This is a genomic window from Mycoplasma sp. 1232, assembly GCF_034863345.1.
In the GTDB taxonomy this organism is placed as follows: Bacteria; Bacillota_I; Bacilli_A; order Mycoplasmatales; family Metamycoplasmataceae; genus Mycoplasmopsis.
In genome coordinates, this window is the sequence record NZ_JAYFFB010000010.1 from 1 (window position 1) to 15091 (window position 15091).

10 protein-coding genes and 1 tRNA gene are annotated in these 15091 nt (G+C 26.6%); 6 read left to right on the forward strand and 5 right to left on the reverse strand.

The genetic code is table 4. The annotated features are described in order from the left end of the window. Nucleotides 1-435 precede the first annotated feature (435 nt). On the forward strand, nt 436-786 hold the full coding sequence (locus VBM88_RS02720) for a hypothetical protein (RefSeq protein ID WP_323680414.1): 351 nt from the start codon (nt 436-438) through the stop codon (nt 784-786). Nucleotides 787-1394: 608 nt separating this feature from the next. On the opposite strand, the gene VBM88_RS02725 is transcribed toward VBM88_RS02720, so the two are convergent. From VBM88_RS02725 to VBM88_RS02745, 5 genes are all read right to left on the reverse strand, one after another. Further along, complete coding sequence (locus VBM88_RS02725; RefSeq protein WP_323680415.1) at nt 1395-1718, reverse strand: hypothetical protein; 324 nt, start codon at nt 1716-1718, stop codon at nt 1395-1397. A gap of 167 nt (nt 1719-1885) precedes the next feature. Continuing rightward, nucleotides 1886-2722 carry an MAGa3780 family membrane protein gene (locus VBM88_RS02730; protein WP_323680416.1) on the reverse strand — a complete coding sequence of 279 codons (837 nt, stop codon included), beginning with the start codon at nt 2720-2722 and terminating at the stop codon, nt 1886-1888. A gap of 70 nt (nt 2723-2792) precedes the next feature. After that, entirely contained in the window at nt 2793-5267 is a 2475-nt protein-coding gene (locus tag VBM88_RS02735) for a DEAD/DEAH box helicase (RefSeq protein ID WP_323680417.1), read from the reverse strand. A gap of 1 nt (nt 5268) precedes the next feature. Beyond that, on the reverse strand, nt 5269-6633 hold the full coding sequence (locus VBM88_RS02740; protein WP_323680422.1) for a site-specific DNA-methyltransferase: 1365 nt from the start codon (nt 6631-6633) through the stop codon (nt 5269-5271). Further along, a complete protein-coding gene (locus tag VBM88_RS02745; protein WP_323680418.1) occupies nt 6623-6994 on the reverse strand; it encodes a hypothetical protein in 372 nt (123 codons plus the stop codon). Before VBM88_RS02745 ends, VBM88_RS02740 begins: the two co-directional genes overlap by 11 nt. A gap of 124 nt (nt 6995-7118) precedes the next feature. Here VBM88_RS02745 and VBM88_RS02750 point away from each other — a divergent pair. The 5 genes from VBM88_RS02750 (at nt 7119) to VBM88_RS02770 (ending at nt 14942) form a co-directional block, all read left to right on the forward strand. Beyond that, nucleotides 7119-7195 (forward strand) — tRNA-Arg (locus tag VBM88_RS02750). Between the two features lie 108 nt (nt 7196-7303). Further along, nucleotides 7304-9109 carry an ABC transporter ATP-binding protein gene (locus VBM88_RS02755; protein WP_323680419.1) on the forward strand — a complete coding sequence of 602 codons (1806 nt, stop codon included), beginning with the start codon at nt 7304-7306 and terminating at the stop codon, nt 9107-9109. 15 nt (nt 9110-9124) lie between these two features. Beyond that, entirely contained in the window at nt 9125-11002 is a 1878-nt protein-coding gene (locus tag VBM88_RS02760; RefSeq protein ID WP_323680420.1) for an ABC transporter ATP-binding protein, read from the forward strand. 192 nt (nt 11003-11194) lie between these two features. Continuing rightward, nucleotides 11195-11977 (forward strand): DNA methyltransferase, encoded by a 783-nt coding sequence (locus VBM88_RS02765; protein ID WP_323176446.1) that lies wholly within the window; start codon nt 11195-11197, stop codon nt 11975-11977. Further along, the gene (locus VBM88_RS02770) at nt 11967-14942 is read left to right on the forward strand and encodes a DUF262 domain-containing protein (protein WP_323680421.1); all 2976 of its coding nucleotides are present in this window, start codon (nt 11967-11969) and stop codon (nt 14940-14942) included. The genes VBM88_RS02765 and VBM88_RS02770 overlap by 11 nt, the downstream gene beginning before the upstream one ends. Nucleotides 14943-15091 lie beyond the last annotated feature (149 nt).

The following is a 15091-nucleotide window of genomic DNA, read 5'->3' on the forward strand; positions in this document are numbered from 1 at the left end:
TTATTCAACTCATCAAGCTTATGCTTGATGTTTTTTTATTTCAAAATTTATCTAAATTACAATTAAATATGTAAATTTTTCACACTAAATTGCAGTTTTTTATGTTTTTGTTTTTCTTTTTTTTTTTTTTTTAGAATAAGGGTTAGAAAGGGTGAAATTATTTAGTTCATAAGACCAAAAAATACACAAGAATATAACATTCCATTCTCCACAACTCAATTATTCATTTTGTTTAGATTTAAAAAAACTGATTTTCATTTAACTCCCATCTGATTAATTAATCTATCAATTATTAGTTATTAAAGTTAATCTTAACTAATTGAATATAAATATTTTTCTAAGTTTCACAAGCAATCAATTGAGCTAAAATATTTTCATTCTTTCTAAATGTCAATATTTAAATTTAAAAATTACACAAAAGGATTAAAAATAAATATGCAAAAGAAATTTTTGTCATTACCTATATTAGTATTATCAATTTTAAATAACATTTTAATCTTTGTTTTAATCGGATTAGCTGCAGCAGCAGCAGTAGCCGCAGGTGCAGCAACTAGTGTTGGTGCTGATGCAGCCACTGCTGGAGTTGTTGGTGCCGGTGTAGGTACGATTCTTGTTTCACTTTTAATGAGCGGAATTAGTTTAGCTGTATTTATTATGCAAATCATTGCTACTATTAGAATTAAGAGCGAAAATACAACAATTATGGTTTTATATATCGTTGGATTTTTCTTCCCAATTTGTACTATAATTGCAGCAAGTATGGCTATTTACAAAAAATTATACTAATATTAAATTTATAAAATCAAATATAAAAATAGAGAATAATACAAAAGTTCTCTATTTTTTAATCTAACTGTTTTCAAAGTTAGAAAATCCAAAATTAAAAACTAAGGAATTGATTAAAATTGGCGTAATTTAATAGCAAAAAATGTAAATTTTTCACATTTTACTCGTCAACTTCAAATTTTTTTAACTTTTTCTTTGCGGTTTTTTTAGAATAAGTAGGAGGAATAAAACTATTAAAAAATAATATCCTAATATGTATCATAATACCAAGATTTTTCCATTTTATTACTTACAGTAAATTACCATTTATCTTTGTTAATATTTCATTGATTCATTTTATAATGATAGTGCTATCTAAAAATAACAGTAATTAAAAATAACAACTTCATTATAAATTGCATAATGTAATGTTTCAAAAAGTAACTTCTAGCATACAATAATCACTGATTTCTTTCACTTGTCTATGATTATTAAATTCAATATTTATTATAATTTAAAGATAGATTCATGTAATTTAGTTCAATATTTTAAGTAGTTCAATAATAAAAAATTAGTTTTACTCCTTCTGAATCTAAAAGTTTTGATTTAAGCAAACTTTATAAAAAGGATTACTTCAATATGCAAAAGAAATTTTTATCAGTTCCAATATTAGTTTTATCAATTTTAACAATGGTATTTGCTTCAATATATTTTATAGTAGCTTCTTTAACTCCCGTAATGTTAAGCAAAGTTACTACAGATAGAGACACGGTAGCAATCATTAGCGTAGTTGTTACCATCATAAGTCTTATGCCTGCTCTTGGATTAGGGTTTGCTCTATTTATTACATGCATTGTGGGTGCAGTTAGAATCTCTCAATGTAATAAAGCTACGATGATCTTATATATTATTGGTGTATGTTTACCACCACTTTTAATACTTCTTTCTTTCATCGGTTCAATTATAGCCATTGCCAAAAAACAATATTAATATAAAAATTTATAAACTTAATATCAAAAATTGAGAACAATAAAATGTTCTCTATTTTTTTCTTTTGCCACTTAATGCAAGTCTCAAAAATAAAAACACCACATATAAATTTGTGATGTTTCAGATACTGTTAACGTCTAATTCAATCTACTTTGTCAGTTGTTTTACTTGCAAATTTAATTCTCAATGCTTTCACTCATAAATAACCAATTGATGGAGTTAAAACAAATCCGACTCCAAAAATAACAAAGTTTAACAGACACACAATTGCTACGTTTCCACCTTTATAAAATAAAGGTTCACGGAAGTTTATGAAACCATATATAGTCATATCAAGTTCTTTTGTCAATCTATTTCCATTCTTAAGCTCAACATCTTTAAATTGATCATAAATTGGTGTTGACATGAAGAATGTGATTAAAGCAAAGAAGTAGTAACCTAACATTGTTATAATACTTAAATAAATAGTTTTCTTTGAAATTTGAATTTCTTTACGATTTATGATTAAAATCACAAATCCTAAAATTGGTGACACTGCGTGAATTATGAATGTGTTAAAAAAGTAAAGTGGTTTAAATTCTTTTAATTCAGGTACAAAGATTAATGTTCAATATATTAAGAATGTAATTGAAATGTAAATAATTGACAAGAAGAAAGTTTGTTGTGCTTTATGATTTTTCATTTTTAAAGCAAATATAACTGCAGATATTGCTAAAAATGTATTACTAAGTCACGTGAATGTTAAATTAACTCTTCAAAATGATTGAAGCATTTTGTAACCGTGAATACTTGATGTATTTAAAATTTCAGATTTAGCTTCATTTGATAGTTTTGCCAATTCTTGTGAAATTTTTGTTGAAGTTAAATGTCAGCTTATTAGCGTCGCTAATATGACAACAAATACAATACCAATTGCTAAAAAGAATGATATTTTTTGTCTTGTTGTTTTTAAAGTTTTTATTTTCATGGTTTTTATTATACAAAATAAGAAAGACAATTAGATTTTTGTCTTTCTTAATTCTGAATTAAAAGTTAATTTAATCAGCAAATTTATCGCTTATAAGAAAATCCAGAACATTTTTGAGTCTTAAGTCATCATTAGTTTTATTTTTTTCAATATAGTCATTTATTTTCTTAATTGAACTTGCTCCTGATATTTGACATTTAATTTTTGAAGCAAAGTTTTCTTGACCTTCAAACATTTTTTTGCTATCACCGACTCTTAAAACTATCATTGTTAAATCATCTTTGTATAGTCTGTGATTTTCACCGATTGTAAATGGGTAATTTGAATATGCTTCTTGAATAGCTTTCGTCTTGTCTTCTCTTGGGTCATTTGTTAAATGTTTAATTTCAATAAAAATTTGATGATTATCAATTTTTAAAATAAAGTCAGGTTTTGATTGATGAATTTCTGTTATCCCATCATCATACTTTGCGTATTCAAAACCAACTTTTCCTGCTACCGGTAGTTTTGTTCAGATTTTAACATTTAAGTTCTCTCGAACATCAATTAATTTAATTAGTTCTTTTACAACATTCTGCTCAGGTTTTGAATCTAAATAAATTATTTCATCGCCATCTTCCAAATCTTTATAATCTTTATTCTCATTTCTATCTAGTATTTGATAAGCATTTTTAAGTTCTGGACGATCACTTACTATTGCTCTAATTTTTTTTGTTTCTATTTTATTCTTTGTATCATTTAATGCTTTTAAAATTCTATATTGTTCAGGAAGCGTAATTCCTTCTTTTAAAACATAAGCATTTTTAGACAAAGGTTTTAAGTTATTTTTATATATTTGCATTAATGACAATTGAATATTTTGAATATAAAATTTGTCTGAAACATTAAATCAGTAAGGATTAAAAACAAAATAGTAGAACATATCATCACTGTATTTAAAATTTAGTTTTTCTTTTATAGTTTGGAGTTTGTGTATTAAATTTTCATTTAATAGATTCTTAAACTTTTTATTTTTTATATTAAAAATATATTTTCTTAAATCAATTTGGTTATTTATATAACTTTTAATATTTAACACATCTTTAGAGTTTTTATCTGAATCTTGAATTAATTTTTCACAATTATCAACATAATCATAAAATTGCTTTAAATATTTATCTCATTTAAAATTGTCTAAAAATTCGTTAATTTCATCATCATATTTATCTTTAAGGAATTCTTTTTCTTTTTTTTCATTTGTGATTATCCGTAATTCACCTGAATAAAACCTTTCTTCCTTGTATTGATTCTTTAAGACATATGAATAATAATTGTCAAGTGTTTTTACATCCTTAAAAGAAACGATTCAGTAATATTTACCAATTCAATCACCATCAATTTTCCCTATTTCAGGAACAGGGTTTCTTTTAATTCTTCCAATTGTCTGAATCTCCAAACTTTCAGAACTAATATTTCTTAATTGAACTAACATACAAGCTCTAGGGATATCTCACCCGACAGTTGGTCCTATTTTGAAAATAATTACATCGTATAAAGAATTACTTTTAGAAAGATTATTTAATGTGATTTTTTCACCCATTAAGTCTGATCTTTCACCATCTTTCTTATCTGCAAAATATGTAGCTACTTTTAATCCATATTTTTTAGTTACTTTAATAATATTTTCATAAGCTTCATCTCATAATTTTGCTTTTTCTGCATCTTTCGGCTTGTTATCAACTTGGATAAGCATTGCTGGTCTAACTTTTGCCAAATGATTTTTGTTTGTTGGATCATTGTATTTTGGTTGAATTTCATTAACGAATATTTTGCAAGCTTCTTCTAAAATACCTATGTTATCTACATCTTCATTAAATGTTGGTGTTATTAAATTAGTTTTTAATAAACTTACATTTATATCATTTTCAATTTCTTCACTTCGCACTCTGACTACCTGAATATCAGAATTATATTGCTCATATTTAGGTGTGGCTGTCATTGTTAGAGTAAAGTCTACGTAGTTTGCGACAATTTCATTCAATGATCTTTCGAATTCATTATTAGTCTTACTTGACATACCAATATGTGCTTCATCACGTATAAATACAATTTTTGCCCCATATTTATCTCGTGCTTCTTGCAGAAAGTCTTTGAAAATTCCCCTTTCAGACATTATTCTGTTTTTTCCAAAAGTTTGAGTTCCTACAATATATACTTTGTTGTTTACAAAATTGATAAAAATTTCAGAATCTTTGGTATCTTTTTGACTATTAGATGGAGATTCATAATATTCAACTGGAAAATCATTTGTTAAGAAATATTTATATTCTCTAAATTTGTTTTCCAACTGTCTTGGCAATTCAGCGGTTGAAATAGTTGCGAAAATAAATATTACTTTCTCATTTTTATTTTCTTGAATTTTGACAATGTTGTCAATAATATTAGCAACCATAAATGTTTTTCCAGAACCTGTTGGTGCACATAATAAAGCATTTTTAGAATTTTGCTCTTGATAAATTGTCACAACTTGGTTAACAGCGTTTTGTTGTGTTGATGTTAATTTCATATTAATCCTTTTTAATTACATATAGTTGTCTAATTAAATTTAAAATTTCATCTTCATTTATTGGTTTAGATGTTTTTGTAAAGTACTGAATTTCTTCTTTTATTTTCTTCAAAATAAAATCAACTCTATTTTCTTTTTTGAAATCTATATTTTCGTATTTAATCTCAAAAATATTCAAATCTTTTCCGTATGGTTTATTCTTTTTAAGTCAATCAAAAGTTTCTTTTTGAGTTCCTTCGCCATAGTTTATTCTATATAGACGCTCATATGTTATGGTGTCTGCAATATTGTTCTCATTATTTGTTATTAATGTATAAGTTCTATCTCCACCATCTTGTCTATTAAGTTCTAAGACAGCATGACCGGTAGTGCCTGAACCAGCAAAAAAATCTAGTATACGCGCATTTTTATTAGGATGCAATTTAATTAAATACTCTATTAAACTTGTTGGTTTAGGATAATTGAATGGAACTTTATTAAGATCACTAAAAATAGCTTTTAATTCCTTTGTTCCTTGTGCATTATTAGCAAATTGAATTAAATCTTTTGGTTTAGTATTTTTAACACCATCAATATTGACAGTCTCATATTCAAAAATTTGATATCCATTTTTCGTTTTTTGAATAACAAAGAGATCTTTTTCCCATCTATCATGAAATGTTTCTTCTTTAATTCTTCATCTACCTAATTCCCCTTTTCTAATTGTAGGAAGAATAGCTGAATACCCTTGATTAATAAGGTCATTATCTAAAGAGTAAACATCTTCAAATTTTGAACCACTAGCAATATTGTCTTTTTTGTAATTACTTGAAGTTTTAATATCTTTAGTCTTTTTATTGTAATAAATTACATACCCCATATTTGGTCTTTGATATAAAAACTCTTCATTTCCACCTTTTTGCAGGTTAGAACCTTTTCGCTCGTATCTATTTCATTTTTCATTAAATGATCATTGTGAAACTTCTATATTTTGTTCATCGTTTGTTAATAATAACCTATCTTTCATTTTTGCATATGCATGAACGTACTCTGTTGTATTGGCTATAAATTTATTATCACTATCTCCACCTGGGTTTTTAACATATTTAAATGTTGTAATAAAATTACTTTCACCAAATATTTCATCCATTAAAACTTTTAAATATGCTTGTTCATTGTCGTCAATCGACACAAAAATCATCCCATCATCTTTAATGAGATCTTTTGCTATTTTAAGTCTGTCATTCATTAAATTTAATCAACCAGAACGTGAAAATTTATCATTGTAAATAAATTTTGAACTCGTTGAATAACCATTCCCATCTTCTTTTGTTGCATCCGTATTGTATGGAGGGTCAATATAGACAACATCGAAGTTATGGTCTAAACCGTCTCTCTCTCTCTCTCTCTGAGAGCATTAAGTTCTTTAATCCATCAATGTTATCTCCAATGATTAAAGAGTTAAAGTTTGTTTTAGTTTCATCAACATTAAAACTTCTTTTTGTATCTATTTCTAAGTAAGAAATCTTCTTATTGTCTATCTGTGGTGCCGCATCAAATGTGAATCCTGTTTTTACTCTTGATAATAAAAATTGAATAATCGGCTCCACCAACTCAATATTATTTTCTGAAATTGATTCAATAATTGTCTTAATCAATTTCTTTTGATTTTCATTTAAAACGTTGCTTGATTTTTTATCAATTTCATCGTTTCATTGTTGCAAGTATTGTTCTTTTGTAAATTGCATTTTTCCTCCATAATTTTGTTTATAATTAAAATTATATTACTATTAACTATGCAAGTGGCTCAATAAATAAAATTAAATTTTTATTCTTTGAATTAACAAAAATAATGTAAAATAGTTTTAGCGTGGTCGCGTAGCTCAGCTGGATAGAGCACGAGCCTTCTAAGCTTGTGGTCGGAGGTTCGAATCCTCTCGTGATCGCCATTTTTTTTATACCTTTTTTGACCCTTATAAATAATTGAAGATATAAAAATTAAAAATATATATAATGTATGCATTATATATAGCACAAATTAATGAAAGGAGTAAGTTATGTACAAGATGTTCAAAATTTTGCCATTTAACATTAAAATGAGATTTTTTATTGGTATCATCATTGTTATTTTAAATGTTGCTTGCACAATGATTTTGCCAATTGTGCTTAGTCAATTCTTACCTTTACTTACAAAAGGTAGTCAAGAAATATACACGATTACAATTTTTAAGAACTTACAATTGTATGAATCCTCAAGCTGAACTAATGCATTTGTATTCTTATTAATTTCAATATTAGTATTACTTGCACTTACAGCAATAACTGCTATAGCTTCAACTATGATAATCATTGGAGCCGGCGAGAGAGCTTCGAACTTTTATAGAAATGCTTTATTTGCTAAATATCAAAAACTTAGTCTTAAAGATATTTCTAATTTAACAACCGAAAGTTTAATAACAAGAATTAATGATGATGTTGCTGTCTTTTGAGATTTCTTAGTCGGTGCATCGACATCACTTGTTAAAGCGCCATTATTTATTATTGTTGGATTAGTATTTGCTTTTGCAACAGATTTAGAATTCACTTACTCGATTTTAGCTGTTATACCTTTACTTCTTTTTGTTATGGTATTTATATTCATTAAGGTAAACCCCAAACTTAAACAAAATAGAAAAAATCTTGATGCAATTACAAAAGAAGTTGACGAAACTGTAAATGGTGCTAGATTTATAAAAGCAAATAATTTACAAGAACAACAAAAAAGAAAATTCAATCACGCTAATAATCAATGAGTAAAAACTGAAAAGAATATTTTCAAATTCTTTGCAATTGGAACACCTGCGTTCTTTGGAATTGTTAACTTTATTGTTGTCTTAATTTACGCAATAGGAAAAGTTAAATTAGACCAAAACCCAAGCATTAATGGTGAGTTTATCGCAAAGATTAATGTGTTCATTGAATATGAATTTGTTATAGCTGGTGGAATTATTTTATTCTCACAATTCTTAGGTTCTATGTTTAGAGCAAAAATTAGTTCAGGTAGAATAGTTCAAGTTTTAGATGCTAAATATGATGATTTATTTGTTCCAAATGGAAAAATAATTTCACAAACTAATGATGTAACTGATTATTCGGTTGAATTTAAAAATGTTAACTTCAAATACTTTGATACAGCTGAAGATTATGCAATTAAAAACATTAACTTCAAAATTCCAGGTGGTAAAACTTTAGGAATTATTGGACCAACTGGTTCAGGTAAAAGTACAATTGTTAACTTACTTGTTAACAATATGAAATACATTCAAGAAAACGGAAATATCTTAATTAATGGTATTGAAGTCAGAGACATCAACACACATAACTTACACAAGAACGTAGCTATTGTTTACCAAGATGCGCTTTTATATTCAGGGACAATTAAATCAAACGTTTTATTCGCTAAACCCGATGCAACTAATGAAGAACTCCAAAAAGCTCTTGTAGCATCTTGTGCAAGAAACTTTATTCAGACATTTGAGGATAGTGAAAATCACAAAGTCGAACAAAAAGGTAAAAACTTAAGTGGTGGTCAAAAGCAAAGAATCTCAATTGCAAGAAGTTTAATTATTGACCCTAAAATCTTAATTTTAGATGACTCAACTTCTGCTCTTGATAACTTAACCACAAAGCAACTTATTAAAAATATTAAAGAAAATTACTCTTGCACAACAATTATTATTTCTCAGAAAATTAACTCAATCAAGCACGCTGATAATATTTTAGTTCTTGAAGATGGAAAAATTCTTGACCAAGGAACTCACAAACAATTACTTAAATCTTGTCAATGATATAAAGATGTAGCAACTAACCAATTAGATCAATAGAAAGGAGAAGAAAATATGTCTGATTTAAGAGAAGAACAAAAAGAAATAGCTCAAGATTTACAAGCTAATGAGCAAGTTAAAGTTTTTAAAACACTTAAACAATTACTTTCGTACTTTTGTAGAAGTAAAAAAATATTATTTGTTGCTCTTTTATTTTCATTACTCAACTCTATTTTCTATATCATTGGTAGTTTCTTAATTGGAATAATCGTACAAATCTTCTTTGAACCTTATCTTAATTCACAAATAACTTACCCTGATAAATTTAATTTAACCAACTTTATATTAATGCTATCTGCACTTACGCTTACATTTATCTTGTACGGTATTTGTAGATATGTAGAACAAAGGTTATATATCAAACTGTCTTTTGAAGCTGGTGCAACACTTAGAAAAGAACTGCTTGAAAAGATATTAAAAATGCCTGTTAGTTTTTATGATAAAAACAAAACAGGAGACTTGATATCAACTTTAATTGTTGATGTTAACAATACAGCTAACTCGTTATTCCAAATGATGACGCAAGTTGTAACAAGTATATTCAACATTTGTATAACAATCATTGTACTTATGTTAGTTTCATCACTTCTTACATTGATTGTTTTGCCTGTTACACTGATTTTATTTGGATTAGTTTTCTTACTAATTAAAAAATCACAACCTTACTTTGTTAAAGTGCAAAACTCATTCGGGAGACTTAACGCTTTTGTTGAAGAAATGTTAACAAATACAAAAGTAACTAACTCATTTGATAGACAAGCATATGTTTATAGTGAACTTGAAAAAATCACATACGATATTAGAAAAAGCGCTTACAAAGGTGATGTAATTGCTAAATCATTTGATATCTGATATACACTTATAGCAAACTTTGTTATCTTACTTATCTCAGGTCTTGCTGCAATCTTTTATTTCAAACAAATACATGTTTGAAACTTAATCGGACTTGGAGTTGACCAAAACGGAAATGCAACACCTGCATTTATTATCTTATTTATTTCCCTTAACTGAAACTTTATGGGACCATTCCAAAACATCTTATCAAGCGCATTTAATGCGCAAATTGGAATTGCATCTTCATCAAGAATTTTCAAACTTTTAGAATTTGTTGAACCTGATACATTAAATCAAACAATTGATATTAACTCTATTAAAGGACACGTTCAATTTGATAATGTATATTTCAAATACAATCCGGATAAGTTAGAATATCAACTAAAAGCAGCTTCATTCGATATTAAACCAGGTCAAGTTGTTGCGATTGTTGGTCCAACTGGCGCTGGTAAAACTACAATCATTTCTCTTTTATCTAAATATTATGATTACACTAAAGGTTCGATTAAAATTGATGGAAATGAACTTAGAAACATCAAAACAGATAAATTAAGAGATCATATGACAATTGTGCTTCAAGATTCATTCTTATTTAATGAATCAATTAAAGATAACCTTAAAATGACGAATCCAAATGCAACTGATGAACAAATCATTCAAGCTGCTGAAATGACACATGCCCATCATTTTATTATGAATATGCCTCAAGGTTATGAAACAATGATCGAAAACAATGGTGCTAACTTATCACAAGGTCAAAGACAACTTCTTTCATTGACTAGAGCAATTCTTTCAAATAAAAACTTACTTATTTTAGATGAGGCCACATCAAACATTGATTCAGCAACAGAACAAATCGTTCAAAAAGCTATGTGAGAGTTAATGAAAAATAAAACAACATTTGTTATTGCCCACCGTTTAAGCACAATTAAAAATGCTGATGTTATTATAGTTGTTAATAATGGACTTATTATTGAAAAAGGAACTCACAAAGAGTTATTAGACAAAAAAGGTTTCTACCATCAACTATATACATCCCAATTTGAATTTGAAAATTAATACTAACTCGCAAGCTAAATGCTTGCGTTTTTTTATACTTTTGAAACATTTACTCTATTTCATTAATTTTTATAAAAGTAAGTAAAATACATAAATTTTCAATATCATTTTTTACTTTTTCTATTCATATATAGATGTAAAAGATGTTTCCGATATATATATATATATAATCAACTTATTATGGAGAAAGTATTGAAAAAATTAGTTATTTGAGCTCTATATGATGATGCAGAAAGTTCATATAAAAATGCAATTAAGGAACATTGAAATAACGAAAAATATGATTTAGAAGTTCATAGTGTCGGAATTAACGACATATCATTTCCAAAAAGCGGTAAATACTTCTATCATAGAATTGATTTATCTATTACAAACTTTAATTTAATTTCTCAATTAAAACAATTGCCTACACCAGACATAATATTAGCATCTCCACCTTGCGAAAGCTGATCTGGAGCAGATTGTAATGGGAAAATGTTTAGAAAAATCGATAGCAACGGAAACTGAGTTGTTAAAAATTCAAGATTTTATGATGAATACAACAAAACTTGCCATCCGGTTAAAAGAAGATACTTTGAACAAAAAGAAAGAGGAAGAATTTTAGGTGAAGCAACTGTTGGTGGAACAATTGAAATAATTAGAAAATTCAAACCAAAAGTTTGGGTTGTCGAAAACCCTGCTACATCAAAGACTTGAGAATTTCAAAAAAATCACTGAGATTTTATGGGATTTGAAAATAAATCAACTTATTCAGCATATGATAGTAGATTCTCTTTAAAGCCCACAATATTTAAATCAAACATTAAGTTACATTTAATTTCTAAGTCAGAAAAGAGAGCTGAAAAAAGCAAACATATGTCACATGGTTCTTATGCTCAAAGAAGCAAAATTCCACATCAATTAATAATTGATATGGTTAATCAAATTGTTAACTACATTGATAAAGATAAAAAAGAAGGTCGTAATGGAAGATAAAATTAAAGTTAAATTCTGAAAAATCGGTACAGCGATGACTCGCTATCTTGATCAATTAAAAGACAGTGTTAATGAGATTTGTAATAATTTAGATTATGAAAGCGTAAGTAAAAACAAATTAAACTTTAAAATATATCCTGAAAGAAATAAAATAAATGTTAATGATATTGAATTTACATTGTACAGATCAAAAAGTAAATTATCAAATGTCTCTAATAGTACAATTGACCAATATTTAAGAATTGTATATTTTCTTTTCAAAAAGGAATTTAATATTCAATTATTAAATGATAGATCAAAATATTATGAAGTCACTTTAGATTTTAAAAAACTTAAAGATGAAATCACTGAACTTCATAAAATTTCACTTAAGATACTAAATGAATTTATCAAAAACGAACTTATGGAAACTGAATTTGTCGATTTCAATGATTCAGAACAAGACTTTTGACTTACTTTTGTATTCTCTCAATATCAATATATGAAATTTGTTAATTCAGATTCTGAAAATGAAAAATTTGATAATAGACTTTATTATTTTTATATACCTAATTACTCAGAATTTCTTTCGGAAAATGAGTCAAATGAACTTTTTGATGCATTAAAAAACTTTATTTCAAATATTGCTAAAAGTCCATCAATTGAATTCAACTTTCCATATACACAATTCATCGATAAGATTAGACAAAATGAAGTTAAAATTAATGAAAATAAGGAAAGTTTAGATACATTAATCGAAAAAATCAATACATCTTTAGTAGAGAAATTTCAAAATCTAGTTACAAACAATGAAACCGAACAATTAAAAACCTCTTATTCAAAATTAGCATCAATAAGAGATTATGTTCAAATGCTTCTCGAAACAATAAAATTTGAATTACCTCCTTATCAAAGAGAGTATGTTTGAAAATTCGACAATATTAAAGAGTTACTTGATAGATTATTTAGTACTCACTCAAATAAAAATTACTATTTAAACAACGTTATTTTCTATAAACTACAAGATAACGAATACTCACTTTTAGACGGTCAACAAAGAACATTAACTATTTCAATTATTGTTTTATGTTTATGAAAAGTAACAATGGGTCAAATGTATTTCAAAATTGATCCATCACGCCCAAAAAACGAATGAAGCGAGCAATTAACTGAAGCGCTAAATAAATACAAAGGATTGTCATTCATATTTTGACACGCATATAATTTGATTAAACACCATCGTAACAAACCTCATTTATCTGTTTATGAAAGTTCAAACAATTATGAACATTTGAAGAATATAGGACAACTAATTAACAAGGTTGATGATAACATTTTTAGAGAAATCGAGAATTACATTATAGCTTATGCGCTTGATATTCATGGTGATTTAAATTTATCTAAGCTTAATGATTTTGCGACCAGATTTTTAGATAGCTCATATCTTACGGTCACTATTGTTGATAAAATTAATCCTGAAGAATTATTTGAAACACTTAACTCTACAGGTGTGCAATTAACTAATTTCGAATTATTTATAAACTTTGTCTATTACAAACTCATAGACTTAAAATCTAAAGATTCTTCATTTCTCACAAATGAATTTAAAGATGAGTCTGTTGTAATTGATGATATAAGAAAAAAACTTTTTGACAAATATATTCCTACGAAATCAGAAGACAAAGATAATAAGAAAATAGATAAATTCAATGATCATTTTAACGATTTTACTGAACATATATACTTTAGAATTGTGAATCTTAGAAGTTTAAAATGTGAAAACAACCGTTGTCTCATTAAATCAAACCAAGAATGTAGTTATTTTGATGATAATGCCGAAAAGATTGAATCAATTCATAAAAATAATAATAAAAAGGATAGAATCAATCAACAAAAGCTTCAATTTGTATTTGATTATCTATGTCATTCAAAAAATAATATTGAAAAAGTTCTTCAAGCATTTTATAAATACTTTGCAATTTTTATCTATTTAACGTTACCTGAAGAAAATAGGACATTGCCATACTTCCAAAACGTTAAAGAATTAACAGGATTTAAAGAAGAAAATTCATTATTTAAATTCATGTTGAGAATTTGTAAATTGGATGTTACAAAATCAATACTTTGAGATATTCTAGAAAACAATAATTACTTTTGCGCTAGAAAAAATGATGACAAATCGAATAACATAATCAAGGAAAATATAATAAAAAATTATCTTCTATATTTAGAAAAATCTATTTTAGTTTGAAAATTACTTGATTTCAAGGGGCAATCAATGACTGAAGTGTTCAAATCACTTCTTCTTAACATAAATTTAAATCAAGCAAAAACTATAGATTATTCTAAGAGGTTTAAAAATGTTATTAGAAATAACAAATTCTTCTATATAGACGATATTAGATTGAATAACTTGAAATCAATCATAAGTAGCAAATTTTCAAGCACAGATGATAGTGGCAATAGCAAAAATATATACATTAAAATTTTTCTAGCAAGAGTTAATTACTATTTAAAAAACAATATGTCAATGCTTCCTAATATGAAATTGAATCAATCTCTTGATTGAAATCAATTTTTAGATTCTTGCGATTTAGAACACAATATAGCAAAGGAATCTAAAATTCAAAACAAATTAGAAGCTGCAAAATGAGATGAAGTTAAAGCTTATATTTTTAAGATGGGTAATTTATCATTACTAGAAGAGAGTGAAAATAGGAAAAAAAGCAATGATGCAAATATAACTTATAGATCACAAAATGACAATAATTACACAGAACACGGTTATACAGATGTTAATGGTAAATGCATTTTAAATAGCTCTGAATGAACAACAAAGTGAATTAATCAAGTTGATAAAAATAACTCAAAAGAATCAGTTAATGAAAACATACATAAGTCACTTAAGAATATTGATGAAAAAACAAATCAATACATTGAATTATTCACTAAAATGTATCTAGAAAATGATGAAACAAAACTATAACTATTCACACCTTCACAAGCTTTTACGCTTGTGATTTTTATATCCAAAATACTACTAGATAAAAAAATTGACACCCTAAACCAAAACCATATCTTTGATATGGTTTTTTCTTTTTTCTTGTAAAAAAAATCACAAGCAAAAACCTGTGA